The sequence below is a fragment of the Rosistilla oblonga genome, assembly GCF_007751715.1.
In the GTDB taxonomy this organism is placed as follows: Bacteria; Planctomycetota; Planctomycetia; order Pirellulales; family Pirellulaceae; genus Rosistilla; species Rosistilla oblonga.
The window spans coordinates 1,192,272-1,212,401 of sequence record NZ_CP036292.1; the positions used below are offsets into that span (position 1 = coordinate 1,192,272).

Genomic DNA, 20,130 nt, shown 5'->3' on the forward strand with positions numbered 1-20,130 from the left:
TGACAGGATGATGGGGGCAGAATGATCCGGCGGTCGGCTTTTTTAGGATGAATGGGCAGACCGTATCAAAGCTCATCCGTCTGCATTGCAACTAAGCCGTTCTTCGTAGACATCTACTTGGAACTGGTTCTTATTATTCTGCCCCCATTATTCTGCTACTTGCTATTCCCCGATTCCTCATTTGCCTCAGCATCGGTCGGTTTAGCCGCCGAAGCCGCTGTAGCGTCGGACGCCGCGGGCGTACATGACTCGGCAGACGATGATTAGGAAGACGACCCAGCCGGCTTCGATCAGTAATTCCTGCCCGAGTTCATCGGGTGGGATCTTGCCTAAGAAGACCGCGGCGGGAAAGTAGGCTAGGTATTTCAGCGGCAGTAGCTGGACGAACCATTCGATTTCGTCGGGCAGTAGCGTGATCGGGAACATGTGGCCCGACAGGAAGAAGCTGAACAGCATGTAGATGAACAGCAGCGAGCTGACTTCGAGGAACCAGAACCCGATCAGTCCGATCGCCGCTTCTAAGAAGAACCCGATCAAGAAGCCCATCACGAGCGTGGCGGCAAAGGCGGCGATGATCGTCGGATCGGGCCAGCCGTCGACAAAATAGCTGCGGCATAAAAAGAAGACGAGTACAAAGGGCAGCGTGGCGACTGAATAGTAGGCGACTTTGTGGGCGACGCGGCCCAGCAGCAAGAAGCCCAACAGATCGATCGGTTGGATCATGAACTTCTTGATCTCGCCGTCGCGGATCTGCCTCGCGATCCCGCTCGATAAGCCCGGCATGCTGCTGAACGCCCGAGCGACCATGGTGATCAAATAATAAGCGACCATGTCGTGGAAGCGGAAACCGCCAAACGTCGTCTCTTCTCCCGGTTGCGCCATCGATGCAAACACCGCCGACCATAAGAAGATCTGCGTGATGATCGGCAGGAATCGCATCAGCGTTCCGAGCGCAAAATCGCCTCGATAGACCAGGCGTTCCTCTAGCGAGATCCGCACGATCATCCACCAGGTCTTCAGGCGTTGGGTGAGCGGTGAGGAGGATTGTGTTGCGGTGGACATGTTTGTCGTTCTTGGGCGTAGCGGCGAAGGGTGCGAACGGATGCAGAGGGATTGCAGCGGTGGGATGTGTCGCTATTGGGAATCGGCGGCGGTCGCTGCCATCGCTTGCTTCTCTTCGTCTCGGACACGATTGAACATGTCGGCGATCGCATCCTCCAGCGGCGGATCTTCGACGACGACATCGTCGATCGGATGCTCGTTGAGCGCCGCTGCCAGTCGCTTGGGAATATCGGTTCGCGCGATCTTGATCTTCGCTTTGGGCAGGTCGATCGACAGGACTTCGCCGATGTTCGTCAGGTCGCCCGGTTGATGCCCTTCGGCAAACTGCAGCGTGACCACCTTGGAACCACTGAACGCATCGACGATCCCGGTCAGCGAGCCGTCGTATTTGATCTGCCCCGAAGCGATGATCACCACGCGTTGGCAGAGCGCGATGATGTCCTTCATGTAATGACTGGTCAGCAGCACCGTCGTCCGCTTTTCCTGCTGATAGTGCCGCAGGAATTGTTGGATGTTGTGTTGAGCGACAACGTCCAGCCCGATCGTCGGTTCGTCCAGGAACAGCACGTCGGGGTTGTGCAGTAGCGCCGCGATCAATTCCATCTTCATCCGCTCGCCCAGCGAAAGTTCACGGACCGGTTGGCCCAGCAAGCGGCGGACGTCCAGCAGATCGGTCAATTCATCCAACGTCCGCTGGAACGCGTTTTGATCGATGCGATAGATCTGTTGATGCAGTCGGTAGGATTCTTGCGCGGGGAGGTCCCACCACAGTTGGTTCTTCTGCCCCATGACCAGAGCGAAGCGGCGGCGGTAGCCATTTTCTCGTTGCCAGGGCGTGTAGCCCATCACTCGAGCGGTCCCCGAGGTTGGGTTGATCACGCCCGAGAGCAGCTTCAGCGTCGTCGTTTTGCCGGCACCGTTGGGGCCCAGGAACGCGACAAATTCCCCCTCGTCAACGGTCAGGTCGATCGATCGAACCGCCTCCACCTCGCGGTACTCGCGATGAAACAGGCCGCGCACGCTGGCCATCAGCCCTTCCTGTTTCTTGTAAACACGGTAAGACTTGGTAAGCTGCTCGATCTCGATGATAGGCATTGGGTGTCGTCGATTGTCGGATGATGTGATTCGTGTGACAGCTGGGTTGCGGTATTCTAAACCGAAGTCCGATCCGCCGCGATTGGCGGTCGGCGGAGCGATCGCCGCTCGGTGTGCTGTCCGATCGAATCGCCGGTTGTTGTTCCTTGTCATTTTGCCAGTAAGTCATGAATCAAGCTTCCCCCCCTGCCCTGCGGATCGGTCTGGGATACGACACCCACCGGATTGGCCCCGCGCGGCCGTTTCTGCTGGGAGGCGTTGAGATTCCCTGGGACCGCGGTCTGATCGGGCACAGCGACGCCGACGTGCTGCTGCATGCGATCACCGACGCGCTGTTGGGAGCGGCGTCGCTGGGGGATATCGGCCGGATGTATCCCGATACCGATCCGGAGAACAAGGATCGCGACAGCGGGGAAATGCTAGCGGAGGCGATGCGTCGCGTTCGCGTCGCCGGTTGGGAGATCGTGAATCTCGACTGTGTCGTCCGAGCTCAGCAGCCCAAGATCTCGCCACACGCCGCGGCGATCTGCGCTCGGATCGCGGAAATCCTTGCAATTTCGGTCGACAGCGTCGGCATTAAGGGGAAGACGGGCGAACACGTCGGCCCGGTTGGACGCCAGGAAGCGATCGAAGCCCGCTGCGTGGCGCTGCTGTATCGGCGATTGGGGTAAGATTGAGATAGGTCCGTGGTGAAGAGTCGACGCAAGCGTATGTGTACCGATCGCACCTGAAAAACATCGCCTGTGTTCTATGCGAAACCTACTGCTTGTCGTCTGCCTGCTGATCGCTGTCGCAGGCGTTGGGTACGCCGTTGTCGTGCTGACGTCTCCCGTCGTTCCGCTCGAACCGCCAGCGAGCGTCGGCATGGGCAGGCAAGCGTTTGAAGCGGGCGACTTTGCAGCCGCGCTTCAGACGGCTAGCGAAGTCCTGGCGACTGAGTCGGCTGGCGATCCGTCAGCTGGAAAGAACAGTGCTGCATTGATGCTCGCCGGCGAAAGCGCCACGCAATTGGGGAAGTACGATCTGGCGATCGACTTCTATTCCCAGGTCCCCGATTCCGCCGCTGAAGCCGCGGTTGCGAACTGGGCGATGGGCGAAGTTCATTTTCATCTGGGGCAAACCAATCCCGCGTTTACAGCGATTGAGAAGAGTCTCGCGTTGGATCCCAAGCTGATGGTTGGGCATCAGCGGATGATCGAGCTGTGTAATGTTCTCGGCCGCAGAAGGGAGTCGCTGCCGAGTCTGATGTACATGTTTCAGGCTCGCCAGTTGAGTCCTGAGTACCTCTTTTATATCGGCAATTTGGCCAAAGAAACCGTGGTCGAGTCGCGGTTGTTGGACTACCTCGCCAAGTCGCCCGGCGACCTGTTGCCGAATCTTGGGCTTGCGCAATTGGCGTTCCTCGACGGTGATCTGGAGCGATCCGATGCGTTGTTGGAGCCATTGCTGAAGCAGCAGCCGGACCTGGTGGAAGCACATGTTTGGGCTGGGATGATTTGGTTGCAGACGCAGCCCGATCGGCTGGAGGAATGGAATGCTGCTTTGCCCGAGGCTGCGGAGACGCATCCGGACATCTGGTTCATTCGCGGGCAATGGTTACGGGCGGACCACGGTCAGGAGGCGGTGCGGTGTATGGCTGAAGCGATTCGCCGCGATCCGAATCACGTGAAGGCGCATCAGGCGATGGCGCAGTTGCTGAATGCCCAGGGAGAGTCTGAGCGGGCGAAGCTGTTTGCCGACAAGGCCGATCGGTTGCAGGAGGTTAATACCACGCTCGAGCGACTGTACGGTTCGCGCGATTCGACAGCGTTGATGCACAAGGCCGCTCAACTCACCTTCGACCTGGGGCGGCTTTGGGAATGTGTCGGTTGGAGCAGCTTGGCAAAATCGGTGGAGCCTGGGATCCGATGGCCTCAAGAGCTGGTCGCGAAGGTCGAGGCGACGGCGCCGGATCCGGAGATGCCGCAAACGCTTGCTTCGGCAAGTTTGGTCGCTGCGAGCGATTGGGTGGAAGAGTATCCGTTGCCCGTGTTTGCAGATCGCGTGATTCGCCGAAGCGATGAAGAAGCGTCGCGGCAGGATTTCGTTGGCAGTTTTGGATTCCGCGATATCGCCGATGAGGTTGGTTTGGATTTCGAGTTCGACAACCACAACAGCGCTGTGCATCAGGGGCATCGCATGTATCAGACCTCGGGCGGCGGGATCGGTGTGATCGACTACGACCTCGACGGGCGGCCCGATCTGTTCTTCAGCCAGGGCGGCGACTTTCCTGCCGACCCGGCCAGTTCGACTCATCAGGACGTGTTGTATCGGAATCGGATCTCTGTCGGCGGTAGGTTGGAGCTTGCGAACGTCACGGCTGCGGCTGGTTTGATGGATTATGATTTCGGTCAGGGAGTTGCGGTTGGCGATGTCAACGGCGACGGATTCGATGATCTTTATGTCGGCAATATCGGGGCAAATCAACTTTGGCTGAATCGTGGCGATGGGACGTTTGAAGATGCTTCCGCGCTGATTCCCGCCGATAACAGTTGGACGTCCAGCGTGATGATCGCCGACTTGAACTTGGATGGTCGGGCTGAAATCTATGAAGCGAACTATCTGGCTGGCGACGATGTCTATGCGAAGATGTGCCAGATCGGCGGCCAGCCTCGCAGTTGTTCGCCGCTCGAGTTTTTGCCAGCGGCCGATCGGTTGTTGTCGGTCGGGCCACAGGGAAGTCTGGATGTTGTCGATTTAAACGGAGCGATGGTCGCTAACAGCTTTGGCGTCGTGGCGATGAAGTTGGCCGGCCGTCGCTTGCCAAGTCTGTTTGTGGCGGCGGATCAGCAAGCGAACCTGTTGGCGGCCGTGGTTCCCGATCCGGAAGTCGATTCGGGGTTTGGGCTTGTCGATGAAGCGATCCTGCTCGGGCTGGCTTATGACGGATCCGGGCGAGCGCAGGCCTGTATGGGGATCGCCGCGGGGGACGTCAGTGGCGATGGCGAGATCGATCTGTTCGTCACTAATTTTTATCTGGAATACAACACGCTGTACCTGCAAAATTCTGGGCTCTTCAGCGACCGGACGGCTGTCAGCGGAACGGTTGCGGCGAGCAAGCCGATGCTCGGATTTGGCACTCAGTTTTTCGACGCTCAATTGGATGGCAATCAGGATCTGTTTGTGCTCAATGGGCATATCGACGATCAGACGCACGTCGGTGTCCCCGAGAAAATGCCGCCTCAGTTTTTTGCCGGGCTGGGCGGTGGCAAGTTTCAGTTGGTGTCGCCGGACGACGCGACTTCCGATCCGCAGAACAGCTGCCTCGCTCAGCTCGGTTTGGGGCGGGCGTTGGCGAAGGTCGACATCGACGACGATGGAATGGTCGACCTCGCCTGCGGTCAGTTAGAGGATGCTGGCACGTCTCTTATTCGGAATGAAAGCAAGCCGGAGGGGAGGTTCGTCTCGGTAAATTTGATTGGAATAAAATCGGATCGGAATGCTTTTTTCGCGAAGGGGACACTTAGGTCAGACGGCTTCCAGCAGCAGCTTCAGTTGGTGGCGGGAAGCGGTTATCAGGCGAGCAATCAACGCGTGCTGCATTTTTCAATTCCCGAGCGCGCTCTTGGAGGAAGGGAGCCTGGCGAAACTGAGCTTGAGCTTGAGATCGAGTGGCCATCGGGAGGGGGGGATTTCCACCGTGGAGTCAAGCCTGACAAGCGTTATCTCGCAGTGGAGTCGCAGGGTTTGCGTGAAGTGATCGGTACCGCTCAGTCCTCCGGCGATGCGCCTTAGGTTGCAGTTCGACTGGCTCAAGGGGGTTGGGCTGGAAACGAAAACAGGCCGCGCCATCAACGATGACACGGCCTGTCTTTAAGTTTTAAAGCTAGTCCTCGTCCGATCTTAGAAGTCAGCAGTCGGTTCCCCGCCGTCTTTGGAGCCCAGGGCACCCCAGACGCCAAACGGGCTTATGCCCGAGTCTCCGCCGGTCCCTTTCCAAGCGGCGACCGATGCGAGGTTGCCGGTATCGATCGTGTTGGAGATGAAGTGGACCGATCCGTCGCAGAAGACAGACATCACGCCACCTGGGTGGTTGCTACTGGGGGCGATCACCGAGTGAGCCGAATCCGCGTTGACGTTCGCCCCTTCGAAGCAGGAAGGACCGTTGGGCGGCGTGACTGTCGTAAAGCCGACGCGTTCGGTTTGCCCGTCGGTCCAGCGAGTTCCGAATCGCGACTTCGCACTCGCGATATCGGTGTAGATGCCGTTGGCGTGGCTGTCCAAACACGCACCGGGGTTGGTGCGTGGGTCGAGGTTGCCCACCATCGAAACTCCAATCTTCGGTTGGCTGTTGCTGCCGAGGCTGAAGTTTCCTCGCAGATGCTCACTCATTGCGATCGTGTTGCTGGTGCCGTCGACGATTTGTGCGAATTTGATACCTCGACGGTAGGCAAAGACGCCGCGAAGGTCGGAGCGATCGCGGTTGTTGTCGATTTGATCGCCAACGCTAAACATGTAGTTGTTGGTGGAATCGGGCGTTCCGCTGTAATTGCCCGATGGGCAGCGAAGTCCTTCGGGAGCTTGATTCCAGACAGCCCAACCGGCCCAGCCTTCAGGGCCGCCCGCTGGGACCGACGCGTCGCCAGCCATGATCTGATCGTACATCGGTTGCTGTTCCATGAAGGGGAGCAGTCCGATGAAACCGCTGACGCGATTGCAGTTGTCTCGTGGCGAACCACAAGTGCCGGTGCCCTGCTTGCGGGGAACAAACGATTTGTAGGTGTCGTGGTAATTGTGCAGCGAGATCCCAAGCTGTTTCAGGTTGTTGCTGCACTGCATGCGGCGAGCTGCTTCGCGAGCGGCCTGGACCGCTGGCAGTAGTAGCCCGACTAAGATGCCGATGATAGCAATCACCACCAGCAGTTCGACGAGCGTGAAGCCCATTCTTCGACGATTCATTTTCACGATAGATTTCCTCGACAATGAAATAGATAAGGGAACTCCGACCAAACGCAACAACAGCATTTCTAGGTCTCAGGGTAAGGCCGACGGCCTTTGCGGCGTTCCAAGGCGCGTACCTTCTGTTGTAACGGTGCTTTTTTAGGGCCTTCAGGGTTGCGATCAAACACCGGAATGCTATTTTTGCGGAACTTGTTGCGACTTGGGGTGCTCCGGTGGGGGGGGGGCGTGTGGGGCCGAAGGTTCAAGCACTCCAAGCGGATGATTGTGACCGGCGAGGGGCGGTGATGTTTTCCTTGACGATTTGGGAGGGGGGGCTGATTGCGGAGCAGACAGCGCTGGAAGTGTCTCTCGCCGCTAATAGAGACTGGGACGCAATGAATGCTTGAGGCGAGGCGGCTCGCTCGGCGACCCGCATTGGGATCGCTTGCGCTCCGGGTAGCAAAGCAGTAACTGGCCGCGCGAAGTGAGGTCGAACGCGGGGGTGCGACGCGCCGTGATCGGTCTGTTTTCGGGAAGTTGCTTTCCTGGTTTGTCATGCCTTTGCATGGCCTGCCCAAGCGGGGGCGATTCTTTATAATCGCCGCATCATTGATGTTTTCACTCGATCGCCGTTTCCGTTTGATCGACTGTTTGGCCTTCCCGCTCCCACTCGGGCTCCGACACTACCATGGCTGAGATTCGCGTTTACAACACTCTGTCGAAAACCAAAGAACCCTTTGCGCCGGTTCACCCTCCCAAGGTCGGGATGTATTTGTGCGGACCGACTGTCTACAAGGAAGCTCACATCGGCCACATGGTCGGCCCGGTGATCTTCGATACGATCAAACGCTATCTCGCCTACAGCGGTTTTGACGTCACATGGGTCGTGAACATCACCGATGTCGACGATAAATTGATCGCCGAATCGCGCCGACGCGAGGTGCCGATGAGCCAGATCGCTGTCGAGATGACTGCCGATTACATGGCGAACTTGAAAGAGTTGGGCGTGAATCAGATCGATTACCTGCCCCGCGCGACCGACCACATGGACGACATCATCGGCTTCATCCAGTCGCTGGAGTCAAAGGGCTTCGCGTATGCCAGCGATGGCGACGTCTTCTTCGACGTGGCTCGCGACAGCGGTTACGGCCAGTTGTCGAATCGATCGCCCGACGACCAGCAGGGAGCCGGTGGCGAAGCGGCGGCCAAGAAGCGTTCCGCGGCGGACTTTGCACTCTGGAAGTCGGCTCGCGAAGGCGAACCCGCTTGGGACAGTCCTTGGGGAAAAGGCCGTCCGGGTTGGCACATCGAATGCTCGGCGATGAGTCATTATTATCTGGGCGAAACGTTCGACATCCACGGCGGCGGACTGGACCTGATGTTCCCGCATCACGAAAACGAACGGGCTCAAAGCAGCTGTTGCCACGGTTCGCCGATGGTTAAATATTGGATGCACAATGGGCTGATGCGAGCTGGCGGCGACGCGGGCAAGCTGGGCGGACGCAGCGAACGCGAGAAGGAAGCGGCGGGCGAAACGGCGGAATCGATCGAAGAGCAAGCTGCCGGGAAGATCTCGCGCAGCAAAGGTGCGGGCGGTTTGGCCGATCAGATCCGACGCCACACCGGCGAACGGATCCGGTTCTTCCTGTTGCGATCGCACTACCGGTCGACGATCATCTTCGGCGAAGAGGGGTTGCAGGAAGCGGCGACGGCCTTGGAGGGCTTCTATCGCTTCTTCGATCGCTTCGAGAAGGGAACCGGAATCGCGTTCTACGATCTTCCGACCGCGCGATCGCGAACCCAAGGCGATCTGATTTCGGGGGACGACGCCGATCTGAAAGCTGTCCTGGCCTGCCGCGACAAATACCGCGAAGCGATGGACGACGACTTCAACACCGGAGCGGCGTCGAGCCAGTTGTTCGATATCGTGCGGGCATTGAACAAGCAAGCCACGGCGATCAAGTTGCCCGAGCAAGCGGCGGCGCAGCAGGTTCCCGAGGATGCGACTGTCGAAGAGTTTTTGGCGTGGCTCGATTCGGCCAAGATCGCCAACCTCGACTTCATCAAGAGCGTCTTGGTGCTGCGTGAGTTGACCGGGTTGTTGGGGTTGTTTGGAAAGCGGCCACCGAAGGCGGCTGGCGGCGACGACGACAACGGCTTGGCTGACCAATTGGTTGGCGTGTTGATCGAACTCCGCAAGGAAGCGCGCAGCAACAAAGACTTCGCCACCTCCGATGCGATCCGCGACCGTTTGGCTGCGATTGGCGTGGCGTTGCTGGATGGCAAGGAAGGGACATCGTGGGAAATGCAAAAGTAAAGGGAAAGGTAGCTGCCGGCGGGTCGACTGGCGGCGCGATCCTGGGAGTCGATCCCGGACTGAACATCACCGGCTACGGCGTGATCCGCTCGACCGCCGCTGGGATCGAACTGCTGGAAGCGGGGATCATCCGCACCAAAGCCAAGGCGTCGTTGGAGCGGCGGCTGTTGGATCTGCACGAAGGTTTGGGCGAGGTCATGGCGGCTCACAAGCCGAGTGTGCTCGCGTTGGAACAGCTCTACTCGCACTACAAGCGTCCGCAGACGGCGATCTTGATGGGGCATGCTCGCGGCGTGATCTGTCTGCTGGCGGCGCAAGCGGGGATCGCGATCGAGAGCTTTGAAGCGACTAGGGTCAAGCGGATGATGACCGGCAACGGTCACGCTCCCAAAGATCAGATGCAGATGGCGGTGAAGTTGCAGTTGAATCTGGCGACCGTCCCCGAGCCGCCCGACGTCGCCGACGCGCTTGCGATCGCGCTGTGCCAGCAGCAGATGAGCAGCATGCAGGTGCAGCTTTAGTTCTCGCAAAGCAGCAAGCAGGGAATTTTCTAGTTTAACCGCGTGGGCATCGCCCCCGCGTTTTTCAGGGCCGCGCGGCCCGATGGGCACGCGGTTAAACGAAAAAATACAATACGACCTGCTTGCCAGATGGACTTGCGCTAGGCTCGGTTCCAGCGGCGGACGATTCGCCAGAAGGCGATCGATGCGATCAGCCCGATCGCGGCGGCGACTGCAAGGGATGCGAAGAAGTATTGGTGGCCAAGTTCTCCCGGCCAGCGATCCAACAGGATGCCCATCCAAGGTCCCATGAAGACGTCGGGTGTGAAGCCGATGACCGAGACGATGCCGACCGCGCAACCCGTGTCGGCAAACGGCACGCGGCCTTCTTCCATCATGGCGAAGTAGAGTCCTCGCAGTGCGAAGACGCAGGCGCTGGTGCTGATCATCGTGGCGAAGAAGAACATCGACATGCCCGGCGGGAACGCTCCGACCGCCAACATGCCGCTGCCAATTCCGAATCCCAGCAGGCTCAAGATCGTCAGTCGGGCGACGCCAAATCGATCGGCTAGCAGTCCTGCGGCGACCGCTGCCACAGGACGCATCCACATCGAAAGCGTGCCGACCTGAGCCGCTTGCACTTCATCGAACTCCAGCACCTCGTGCGCGTAGAGCGAGATATTGTCGAGTCCCTTGTAGCCGATGTAGGCACTGACGACGACGATCGATTGCAGCCACACCGTCGGCATCTTTAGCACGCGGCGAACCGCACCCAGCGGGCGTTTGAGTTCGATAGGATCCGACGGTTCTCCCTGTCGCGGCAAGGCGAACCAGACCAGGACTGCGGCGGCCAGCGTGATCCCGGAGAAGAGGTAGACAACTTGTTGAAATGCGTGGGTTCGCTGCGCCGCCGATGCCGTTTGGACTTCTTCGGGCATCAATAGTGCGAACAGCGCCACTGCTCCGCTGCCAATCGCGGCGGCGACGAGGCCACGCCCTCCGTCGAGCAGTCCGAAGGCGCGGCCGGGGAGCATCTCGCCGCCCCAGGCTCGCGTCGCGCGAATCAACGGTGCCCAAAACAGCAGGATCGTGGTGGCGCCCCAGAAACCGTAGAGCAGTTTGAGGCCGCCGAGCGAAGGGATCGATGCTAGCAGCAAGCCGCCCGCTGCGGTCGCTAGCAGGGCCACGGCCATCAGCTTCCGCGCCGAGAACAGATCGGCCAGCGGGCCGCCGGGGAAATAGGCGATCATCGCCACCACGCCGTAAAGCGAAAACGCGATCCCCAGTTCGAGGTTTGTTAACTGAAAGACTTCCAGCAGAGTCGGCCTAAAGACCCGAGGCAGAACAAACGGCAAAAAGAAGATAGCTTCCCCAGCCACGACAAGCGTGAACATCGCAAACGCACGAGCGATCGGGGACGGTGGTTGTTCGAGCTTGGTCACACGCGGTTCCGGTTCAGATAAAAATGGAAGGACTGAAAAACTGTCCTGCGGGGGTGAGCCCCTATCGCGAGACAAGCATCCGCGTGCTGGATGGCTGAAGAACGTCACCGCCGACTGGCGGGACTCTCGCAAACAGATCGCATGATAGCACGTTTGTGGTTCCGATTGAACGCGCGGCCGTTGGCGTTGGGCGATCGATCGGACCGAGATTTGCTAGCCTTGTCTTTGGATTGGCATTGCCGAAAGATAACGATGCGATTTACAAGCGATGTTCGCTCGCACAGGAATGCCGATTGGAGGATGATGATGATTGCTCGAAACCCACTGACACTACTCGCAACCACGCTGCTGCTGCTGCAAGGCGTTGCGGTCGGGCAATATGCTCAAGACGCATGGGGTTCGCGCAACGTGGCTCCCGCCGCGCAAGCCAAAGCGTCTAGCGCGATTCGTCCAATCGATGCGCCGAGCATCGTCGATCGGTATCGCCCGCGCGGTTTTCAGTCCAATCCGCAGCCTGCCGCGCCGGTGAATGTCGCCAGTGCTCAAGTGGGCCAATACCCGGCGCAGCAGTATCCTGTGCAGCCGAGCCCGATCCAGCAGACCGCTTATCAAGTGCCTGGCGATCAACAGCAGCTCGCGCAACCAGCACTCCCCGGTGGTCAGACTCAAGGCCCTGCGAACCCGTTTCAGAATCAGCAGAACCTGTCGGTTCAGGGGCAACCGCCGCAGAACTTTCAGAATCCGCAGCAGCCGATCGCTCCCAGCATCGCTCCGCCACCAATCTTAGCGCAGCCGCAGTACGGTCAGACGCAGCCGACTTATCCGCAGACGTTGTATCCGCAGCCTCAGCAGCAATACCCGCTGCCTCAGCAACAGGTCTCGGGGCAGCCGTTTGCTTCGATGGGAACCAGCCCAGCCATTTCGCCAGCATCGACTTGGACCGCCGGCGGGGCCTGGGATTGCGGGAACGTCGCACAGACAAGTGCCGTCTCGCCACAGGTTTACGTGCCGCCGAACACCTACACGCCACCGGTCATCACGCCCGACCTGGCTCCCAACGCCTACGCACCCAACAACGCGGGCTACCGTCCGTTGGTCGCCTTGGGATCGCCCTATCCCAACGTCCAAGTCGGTCGCGGAATCATCGGCCAGCCGACCGTTTACGTTCCGAACCAACCGATTCGGAATTTCTTCCGCTACCTGTCGCCCTGATCGCGACTGACGCAGCCTGCACCCGCCTAGCGGAGCTGGGAGGGTCGAAAAACAAGCGTTTAGCGAGTTTTTCGGGGAGGGCTTACTTTCATGACCAAGCGTCGTGGCTTTACCTCTCGGACTCCCCTCCCCGAACTTTGCTTCGCTCGTTCGACCCTCCCCTACAAACTGCGTTTGGGGAGGGTGAAGTCAGTTGTTAGAATCCCCTCATCTACACCCGCCTAGCGGAGCTGGGAGGGTCGAAAAACAAGCGTTTAGCGAGTTTTTCGGGGAGAGGCTTACCGGCACCGATCGACCGGCCGGGATTTGACTCGAGAACTCCCCTCCCCGAACATCGCTCCGCTCGTTCGACCCTCCCCTACAAACTGCGTTTGGGGGGGGTGAAGTCAGTTGTTAGGATCCCCTCATCTGCACCCGCCTGGCGAAGCTGGGAGGGTCGAAAAACAAGCGTTTAGCGAGTTTTTCGGGGAGGGCTTACTTTCATGACCAAGCGTCGTGGCTTTACCTCTCGGACTCCCCTCCCCGAACTTTGCTCCGCTCGTTCGACCCTCCCCTACAAACTGCGTTTGGGGGAGGGTGAAGTGTCGCCGCTTATTTAACCGGAGTGAAGTCGGACTGGAAGTAGGCCGACAGATCGATTATCTGTTGGTGCGTTAAGTCGTCCAGTAGTCCTTCGGGCATCAGCGAAACTCCGGTCGCCGTGATCTCTTCGATGTCGTCTTTGGCGAGCGTGATCTTTTCTTTTGGCGTCTGCAGAACCACGCGTTGGTCATCCTGCGATTCGATCACGCCGGCCAATACACGTCCGTCGATCGTTTCGATCGTGCTCATCTTGTAAGCCATCGGGACCAGCGTATTCGGCGAGATCACGTTTTCCAGGAAGTATTCGACGCTCTTGCGTTGACCGCCGGTCAGGTCGGGACCGATCGTGCCTCCTTCGTTTAACAGCTTATGACAGGTCGCACACTTCTGCACAAAGACCTGCTTGCCCGCGTGCAGGTCCGCCCCCGCGATCGCGTCTTCGGTCAGCATCCGCTTCATCTGGTCGATCTGGCGGTTCCGTGTCGCGTCGGTTGCGGTGACCGTGCCGTAGATCTTGCGGAGCTGATCTTGGACGGCTTCGTCTTTCAGGCGACTCAATTGTCCAACGGCGAACGTCGTCAGGACCGTTTCGGGAACCTGCTTGTTTTCGATCGCACTCAACAGTCGTTTGGCGTAGCTGTTCCGCGTGACCATCGCATCGATCAATGCGGTCTGTTGGTCGGCGGGCAGGTTGCCAAAGTCGGCGATCAGCTCCGCGGCGGTGTCAGGAAGTTCGACGTTGCCCAGGGCGCGAAGGGCTTGCGTGCGCAGCGACTGCAGTTCCAGTCCCTGCTGGACGACGGCGGCGGTGTCAGCGTCGGAATACTGGACCAACAAGTCGAAGGCGTTTTGAGCGTCTTCTGCTTCGCCAGTCAGCGCGTCGGCCAGTTGTTTGCGGGCCGAAGCGTCGCCAAAAATGAGCGCCAGTTCATAGCCAAGTCGATTGCTTCGAATCGATCCATCCAGCAAGCTGTCACGCGCTTCGGACCAAGCTTGCGGGGCGTCGATCGAACGTCCTCGCAGCGCTTCCAGCAGTCCCGAGATCAGCGATTCTCTGGAAGCCGGTGGGCACTGGGCCGATGCGGCGACGGTCAGAACGAGATCGTGCGCGTCGATCGCTGCCAGTTTTTGCGAGATGCAGTGGGCCAAAATCGGTGGCTCAAAGGCTGCGTATTGTTGGCTCAGAGCCTGGATCGCCGCGGGATCCTGCTGCAACGTTTCGGCGTTGAATCGCGGTTCGATCGCATACCACATCAACTGCAGCAACCGCTTGCGGAGCTTTTCGTCGGCGATGTTCGCAACCAGTTCGGGCGTGATGTTTTCGATCGAGACATCGTCGCGACGGATCGCGGCGGCAACTTGTTCTTGCAGCAGCAAGCCTGCGGATTGGTTGGCGGTTTGGATCGTCCCGGCGGCGATCGAAGCATCTTCGCTCGCCAGTCGCGTCGCCCAGGCTTGTAAGTTGATGTCGCCGCGAGCCGCCTCTTGCAGGATCGATGGATCGGCGAGACCACAGGCGGCGGTCAGCCACAGCATCCGCAGCTTGAGCCGCGAATTTTCGAGGGGCACATCGCGATAGGCTTGGACGATTTTCGATGCCAGTTGTTTGTTGTCGGGCTGTGTGGCAACGCGATGTTGCAGCACGCGCCGGGCGGTCTGCATGAACCAGGCGTTTTCATGGTTCTGCAGTTCCAGCAGTTGATCGTCCGGCAGAGCGTTCAGGTCGCCCGACCATTGCCGTGGCGTGCCGTAAGCGATCTTGAAGATCCGCCCGGTCTCGACGTGGATGTCGACGAAGTCGTGACACTCGCCGGTGTCGTTCCAGTCGAGGACGTAAACGGTTCCGTCGGGGCCGTATTTCATTTCGACGCCGCGGAAGAAGGGATCGACCGATTGCATGAAGTCGGCGTCGTGGCTGGCGACGTATCCGTCGGGCGATGCGACCAACCGATCGCAATTCATTCGCCGCCCGTGGATGTTGATCGTGTACAGTTTGTCGCGATACTTCTCCGGCCAGTTGTCCCCTTGGTAGATCATCGCGCCGCAGTGGGCGTGTCCGCCGCCGGCGTCGTCATGTTTGCCGCCGATCGAAACGTTCCAATAGCCGCCGGCCCAGTGGATGTGGTCGGCGCAAGAATCCATCAGAGTGAAGGTGTAGGGATTCAGGTCGTTGCCAAACATGCGTTTGAAGCGAGCCCCGGGAATCGCATGGAAGACGTGTTCGATCACACAGTTGGTGAAGAAGGCTTGGCCGACTGAATTCCAGTCGATGCCCCACGGGTTGGTGCTCCCCGCGCTGTAGGGTTCGAAGACTTTTTGAGTCGGGTGGAATCGCCAAACGCCGCAGGTCATCGGTACCGGTGGTTGATCCGGTTTGGCAGGGTTGGTGACTTGGCTGACATCGAGGATGCCATGCATGCCGTACAGCCAGCCATCGGGTCCCCAATGCAAGCCGTTGAAAACGTTGTGCTTCATCTTCAGCGAGAAGCCCGACAGCAGAGTTTCCGCGGGGCCATCGGGAACGTCGTCGCCGTCGGCATCGGGGATGAAGATCAGGTCGGGCGAGCTGCAAAGATAGACGCCGCCAAATCCGACTTCGATGCCCGAAAGATTGCGACCGTTGTCCAGGAAGACGGTTCGCCGATCGTGGCGTCCGTCGCCGTCGGTGTCTTCAAAAATCAGGACACGATCTTTGCCCTCGTCGACGCCGATGTCCTGCCAATCGGGATAAGAGGTGCACTCGACGACCCACAGCCGTCCACGCGTGTCGATCGTCATTGCGATCGGTTGCACGACGTCCGGTTCCGCTGCGAAAACCGTGGCACCAAAGCCGTCGGGCAGCTTCATTTCGGCAGCGGCTTGTTGAGCGGGCATCGCGGCGGGGGCTGTCTCTTGCCCCGCAGCGATCGCATGGAAACTGAGGATGAATACGAGGGGTAGGAGCCGAGTCAACGTGGTGTTCCTTCGAATGTGCCGCAGCGGGCGGGGGCCGATGTTGGGGAGGTCGGCCATTGTAACTGCGGCATATGCGAAAGTCAGTAACTTGCAATCTTTTGCCCGTTACGATCCAACAGCACATAAGTACGGCGAGCGGGTCCCGTCGAAGCCTTAGCCGCCTGTGGCTGCGGCTGCGGTTCGGACCAGCTTTCGTAGGCGTTCTGCGGTTCGCCGGCCATTGCTTCGCGTTGCACCATCGCCAGTTCGGCGCGGGCGGCAAAATAAGCGAAGATCGCAATAAAGATCAGCATCCCGTCGGTGAACAATCCGACCACGCCCATCCCGATCGCAAGCACTTGCCCGACGGACGCCGCGATCTGCGTCGCGCGAACGTAGGGGAAGAACGCGCCCAGGAAGGCTCGGAAGACGCGCCCACCATCCATCGGGAAGACCGGCAGCATGTTGAAGACGATCAGGGCGATGTTGATGTAGATCATGCTCATCAGGAACGTACTGGCGATCGATCCGCTGGCCAACAACAGCAGCGGCACCAGCAGCGCGGCGATGACAAGATTCACGGCAGGTCCAGCCAGCGCGATCGCACCTTCGGCCAACGGGCTACGGGGCATGCGGTCCAGTCGAGCGACACCGCCGATCGGATAGAGCGTGATGTCGCGAGTGCCCACGCCAAACAGACGCGCCATCATCGCGTGCCCCAGTTCGTGCAACAGGACACATCCAAAGACCGAGAAGAGGATTGCCAGGCGCATCGCCAGCGATCCGTCGGGCATCGCGGTTAAAAGAACAAATAAAGGGAGCAACCAAAACGTCCCATGGACGTTGATCGGGATGCCAGCAACAGTGCCAAGTTTCCAGTTGAACATATCGGTAACGAGCCTCCTGCGACTCGGGGATTTTCTAATCCGCAGCGTTAATCCGCCGCGACATAATGCTAATTCGCTGGCTGAATGTCGATCTTGGCGTTGCCTGGGCAACCCCTTTGTCAGTTTAGGTCGGTCGCGACAAAACTGGCACATTCAACCACGAATGCACAGCAGATGCATAAATCGCGCCAAACGCGACAGAACCGAGCTCAATCTTTGCTGCGAGTGAACCAGAGCAGGATCCGGTCCCCCAGAGTGGGCAGCAGATGGCCGATCGCGATGATCGGCCGCAGGTAGCCGGGCAGCAGCACATCGGTCGATCGTTTGCGGCAGGCTTTGAGGATCCGGTCGGCCACATAAATAGGATCGAGTCCTTTGACTCGCGCTCCGCCGGCGGGGCGATTCGCACTCTCGGGCAGATCGTCGCCGACGCGGTCCTTGTAGCGATGCCCCGCGTCGTCGCGGCGGATCGGACCGGGGGAGATGAGGATCACGTTCACCCCCAGGATTCGCGACTCCAATCGCAACTGCTGCGTGATCGCAGCCAATGCGTGTTTCGCCGCAGCGTAGCCACCGAGATATCGCGGCGCGACTTTGGCGGCTAACGATCCGATGTTGACGATCTGTCCGCCCGATTGAGCCAGCAGGAGCAAGGCGGCTTGCGAGCAGTTCAGCGCGGAGAATACGTTGGCGTTAAACAAGTCGTTCAGCCGGGCTGCGCCCAGGGCCTGGATCAGTCCCCGATCGCTGAGCCCGACGTTGTTGACTAACACATCCAATCGCCCGAACTGCTGCTGGACATCGTCGATCAGCCGATCGACTTGCTGGCGATCAATCACATCGCAGACCATCGCCACGATCCGCGTATCGCCAGCGATTTGGGAGGCGGCCGTTTCGGTTCGCTCGCGATCTCGTCCGACGATCACCACATCATAACCGGCGGTAGCAAAGCGTTGGGCGATAGCAAAGCCAAGGCCTGTGGAAGCACCGGTGACGAGGGCGACTTGGCGATTCGAAGGAGCTGAATTCATGTTGAGCTTGGTCGAAGGAACGGTGGATGTTGCCGGCGGGCTGGAGTGGCGTTAACAACTGGTAGAAGCGGGGAGCGGTGTTAGATGTCAGGCAGGCGGGAAATAAGTTCTGCTGTGTCGGCTCCTCGACTCGAAATATGACGCACACTAGAGGTAGGGCTCGAAAGCTTCGGAGCGTTAGTTTTCGAAGAAACCGAGGCAATTCGCTCGTTTTTTCGTCTCGCGTGCCAGCATTTTTAGGGCTCTCGGCCATCCCAAACCGTCTGAGCAGTGTAATCCACATAACCGCAAGCCGCCATTTGCGTCACTCATCTAAGCAGAACTCATGTCAACAGATCAAGCACTTGCCGCGGAAATCGGATACCTTAGCCAAGTAACTTCAAGCACCACTGGCAGGCCGATGAAACCGCAAGCTTACGTCAACGAAATCGGATTCTTTGGTAATCAAAATCCTGATCACGGATCGAAAGGCAAGCAGATGTCGCGACCGACCCCGGATGAACCTTGTACCAAAATTGTGGCGACGATTGGGCCAGCGTGCTCGAGCGTCGACCAGCTGGCGAATCTGATCCAGCACGGCGTCGCTGTGTTCCGGATCAATTCGGCCCACGGGTCGCGTGCGTCGCATCAGGAGACGCTGGACAACGTGCGGAAGGCTTCGCTGCAGGTCGGCTTTCCCGTCGGCGTGCTGTACGATCTCGCCGGGCCTAAGATTCGCTTGGGCACCTTGGCGTGCGATCCCTATCAATGCGAGACCGGTTCGCAGGTGACGCTGATTCGCGGCGAACAGTCGACTGTCGATAGCGAACTGACCAGCAACTACGACAAATTACTCGACGAACTGCAGGCGGGCGACAGCGTGATGCTGGCCGACGGCAATGTCTCGCTGCAAGTCGCGTCGGTCACCGCCGATCGCGTCGTCTGCGATGTCTTGGCGGGCGGAACGATCCGCAGTCGCCAGGGAATCAATCTGCCGGGAGTGAAGTTGAGCATTTCGGCGATGCGTCGCCAGGATGTCGACAACGCGATCTGGGCCGCTCAAGAAGGCGTCGACTTCATCAGCCTCAGCTTCGTCCGCACCGCTGGCGACGTCGAATCGCTGAAGAACTTGATCAGCACCTACGAATCGAAGGCGATGGTGATCGCCAAGATCGAAAAACGCGAGGCGATGGAAGATCTCGAAGCGATCGTCGAAGCTTCCGACGGCGTGATGGTCGCTCGTGGCGATCTGGGCGTGGAGATCGACGTCGCCGAGACGCCTGTCGCACAGAAACGGATTATTCGCGTCTGCCGCGACAAGCTGAAGCCGGTGATCGTCGCGACGCAGATGCTCGAGTCGATGCACCATTCGCCTCGCCCCACCCGAGCCGAAGCGAGCGACGTCGCCAATGCGATTCTCGACGGTGCCGACGCTTGCATGCTGAGCGGTGAGACGGCGATCGGCGAATATCCGGTCGAAGCTGTCGACATGATGTTCCGGATTCAGCAGCATACCGAACGCGAGTTGGTTGGAGCTTCGAAAACCCTGATCAAAACGATCGATCGGGCTCATCCGATCACGTCGGCTGTCGCCTACGGTGCGACTCAGATCGCGGAATCGATCGAAGCCAAGATGCTGGTCGTGGTCACGCGCACCGGCGGTACCGCTTGGGTGAAAAGCAAGTTGCGGAGTCTGATTCCGACGCTGGGAGTCAGCGACAACGAAGATACGCTGCGACGGATGAGCCTGTTTTGGGGGATCAAGCCGCTGCGAGTAAGCCAGTTGGACGATACCGAACAACTGTTTTCGGAAGTCAGCCGCTGGGGCTGCCGGGAAGGCCATCTTGTCGCTGGGGACCGGTTGGTCTTCGTGACCGGAACCGGGGTAATGGACAATGCCCACAACCTGGTTGTCGTCCACAAAGTCACCTCCTGCGATAACAAAGCCGCTCAATAGCCATCGGCTGGCTGGCCAATACGCCATCGCCGCCGCGGCATTTCTGGCATCTCAAACTGCCCGACCGGAAGGCTCATTTTTCGGTCGGGCTTCTTCGTGTGGGGTGTTCTGAGTACCTCTTCGGATGCGGTTTTGGGTCGGATGGGATTCGCTTGGCTAGCAATTCTTTTCACTCGGCGATCGCCTCGCCGGCTCATTTGGGGCGATTCTGC

Annotated in this window: 13 protein-coding genes; 6 read left to right on the forward strand and 7 right to left on the reverse strand. The window is 59.2% G+C overall.

Annotated features, from left to right (window positions below):
• Nucleotides 1-201: 201 nt before the first annotated feature.
• On the reverse strand, nucleotides 202-1,062 hold the full coding sequence (locus CA51_RS04225; RefSeq protein ID WP_145118087.1) for an ABC transporter permease: 861 nt from the start codon (nucleotides 1,060-1,062) through the stop codon (nucleotides 202-204).
• A 72-nt stretch (nucleotides 1,063-1,134) separates the two neighbouring features.
• On the reverse strand, nucleotides 1,135-2,157 hold the full coding sequence (locus CA51_RS04230; protein ID WP_145118089.1) for an ABC transporter ATP-binding protein: 1,023 nt from the start codon (nucleotides 2,155-2,157) through the stop codon (nucleotides 1,135-1,137).
• Between the two features lie 167 nt (nucleotides 2,158-2,324).
• Here CA51_RS04230 and ispF point away from each other — a divergent pair, with 167 nt between their 5' ends.
• Both ispF and CA51_RS04240 read left to right on the forward strand, forming a co-directional pair.
• Entirely contained in the window at nucleotides 2,325-2,828 is a 504-nt protein-coding gene (gene ispF / locus CA51_RS04235; protein WP_145118091.1) for a 2-C-methyl-D-erythritol 2,4-cyclodiphosphate synthase, read from the forward strand.
• Between the two features lie 79 nt (nucleotides 2,829-2,907).
• Complete coding sequence (locus tag CA51_RS04240; RefSeq protein ID WP_145118093.1) at nucleotides 2,908-5,931, forward strand: FG-GAP-like repeat-containing protein; 3,024 nt, start codon at nucleotides 2,908-2,910, stop codon at nucleotides 5,929-5,931.
• Between the two features lie 108 nt (nucleotides 5,932-6,039).
• Here the strand turns inward: CA51_RS04240 and CA51_RS04245 are convergent, their stop codons facing one another.
• Nucleotides 6,040-7,095, reverse strand: a complete 1,056-nt coding sequence (locus tag CA51_RS04245; protein WP_145118097.1) for a DUF1559 domain-containing protein — start codon at nucleotides 7,093-7,095, stop codon at nucleotides 6,040-6,042.
• 670 nt (nucleotides 7,096-7,765) lie between these two features.
• Between CA51_RS04245 and cysS the strand changes: the two genes are divergently transcribed.
• Complete coding sequence (gene cysS / locus CA51_RS04250; RefSeq protein WP_145118099.1) at nucleotides 7,766-9,394, forward strand: cysteine--tRNA ligase; 1,629 nt, start codon at nucleotides 7,766-7,768, stop codon at nucleotides 9,392-9,394.
• Complete coding sequence (gene ruvC, locus CA51_RS04255) at nucleotides 9,376-9,915, forward strand: crossover junction endodeoxyribonuclease RuvC (RefSeq protein WP_231745995.1); 540 nt, start codon at nucleotides 9,376-9,378, stop codon at nucleotides 9,913-9,915. Before cysS ends, ruvC begins: the two co-directional genes overlap by 19 nt.
• 140 nt (nucleotides 9,916-10,055) lie before the next feature.
• Here ruvC and CA51_RS04260 read toward each other — a convergent pair whose 3' ends face one another.
• Nucleotides 10,056-11,336, reverse strand: a complete 1,281-nt coding sequence (locus CA51_RS04260; RefSeq protein WP_231745996.1) for an MFS transporter — start codon at nucleotides 11,334-11,336, stop codon at nucleotides 10,056-10,058.
• A 306-nt stretch (nucleotides 11,337-11,642) separates the two neighbouring features.
• On the opposite strand from CA51_RS04260, the gene CA51_RS04265 reads away from it, so the two are divergent.
• A complete protein-coding gene (locus CA51_RS04265) occupies nucleotides 11,643-12,548 on the forward strand; it encodes a hypothetical protein (RefSeq protein ID WP_145118101.1) in 906 nt (301 codons plus the stop codon).
• A gap of 591 nt (nucleotides 12,549-13,139) precedes the next feature.
• Here CA51_RS04265 and CA51_RS04270 read toward each other — a convergent pair.
• From CA51_RS04270 to CA51_RS04280, 3 genes are all read right to left on the reverse strand, one after another.
• Nucleotides 13,140-16,082 (reverse strand): PVC-type heme-binding CxxCH protein, encoded by a 2,943-nt coding sequence (locus tag CA51_RS04270; protein ID WP_197451591.1) that lies wholly within the window; start codon nucleotides 16,080-16,082, stop codon nucleotides 13,140-13,142.
• Between the two features lie 83 nt (nucleotides 16,083-16,165).
• Nucleotides 16,166-16,951, reverse strand: a complete 786-nt coding sequence (locus CA51_RS04275; protein ID WP_197451592.1) for a site-2 protease family protein — start codon at nucleotides 16,949-16,951, stop codon at nucleotides 16,166-16,168.
• A 209-nt stretch (nucleotides 16,952-17,160) separates the two neighbouring features.
• The gene (locus CA51_RS04280) at nucleotides 17,161-17,982 is read right to left on the reverse strand and encodes an SDR family NAD(P)-dependent oxidoreductase (protein ID WP_145118107.1); all 822 of its coding nucleotides are present in this window, start codon (nucleotides 17,980-17,982) and stop codon (nucleotides 17,161-17,163) included.
• A 325-nt stretch (nucleotides 17,983-18,307) separates the two neighbouring features.
• Between CA51_RS04280 and pyk the strand changes: the two genes are divergently transcribed.
• A complete protein-coding gene (gene pyk / locus CA51_RS04285; protein WP_231745997.1) occupies nucleotides 18,308-19,918 on the forward strand; it encodes a pyruvate kinase in 1,611 nt (536 codons plus the stop codon).
• Nucleotides 19,919-20,130: the final 212 nt, after the last annotated feature.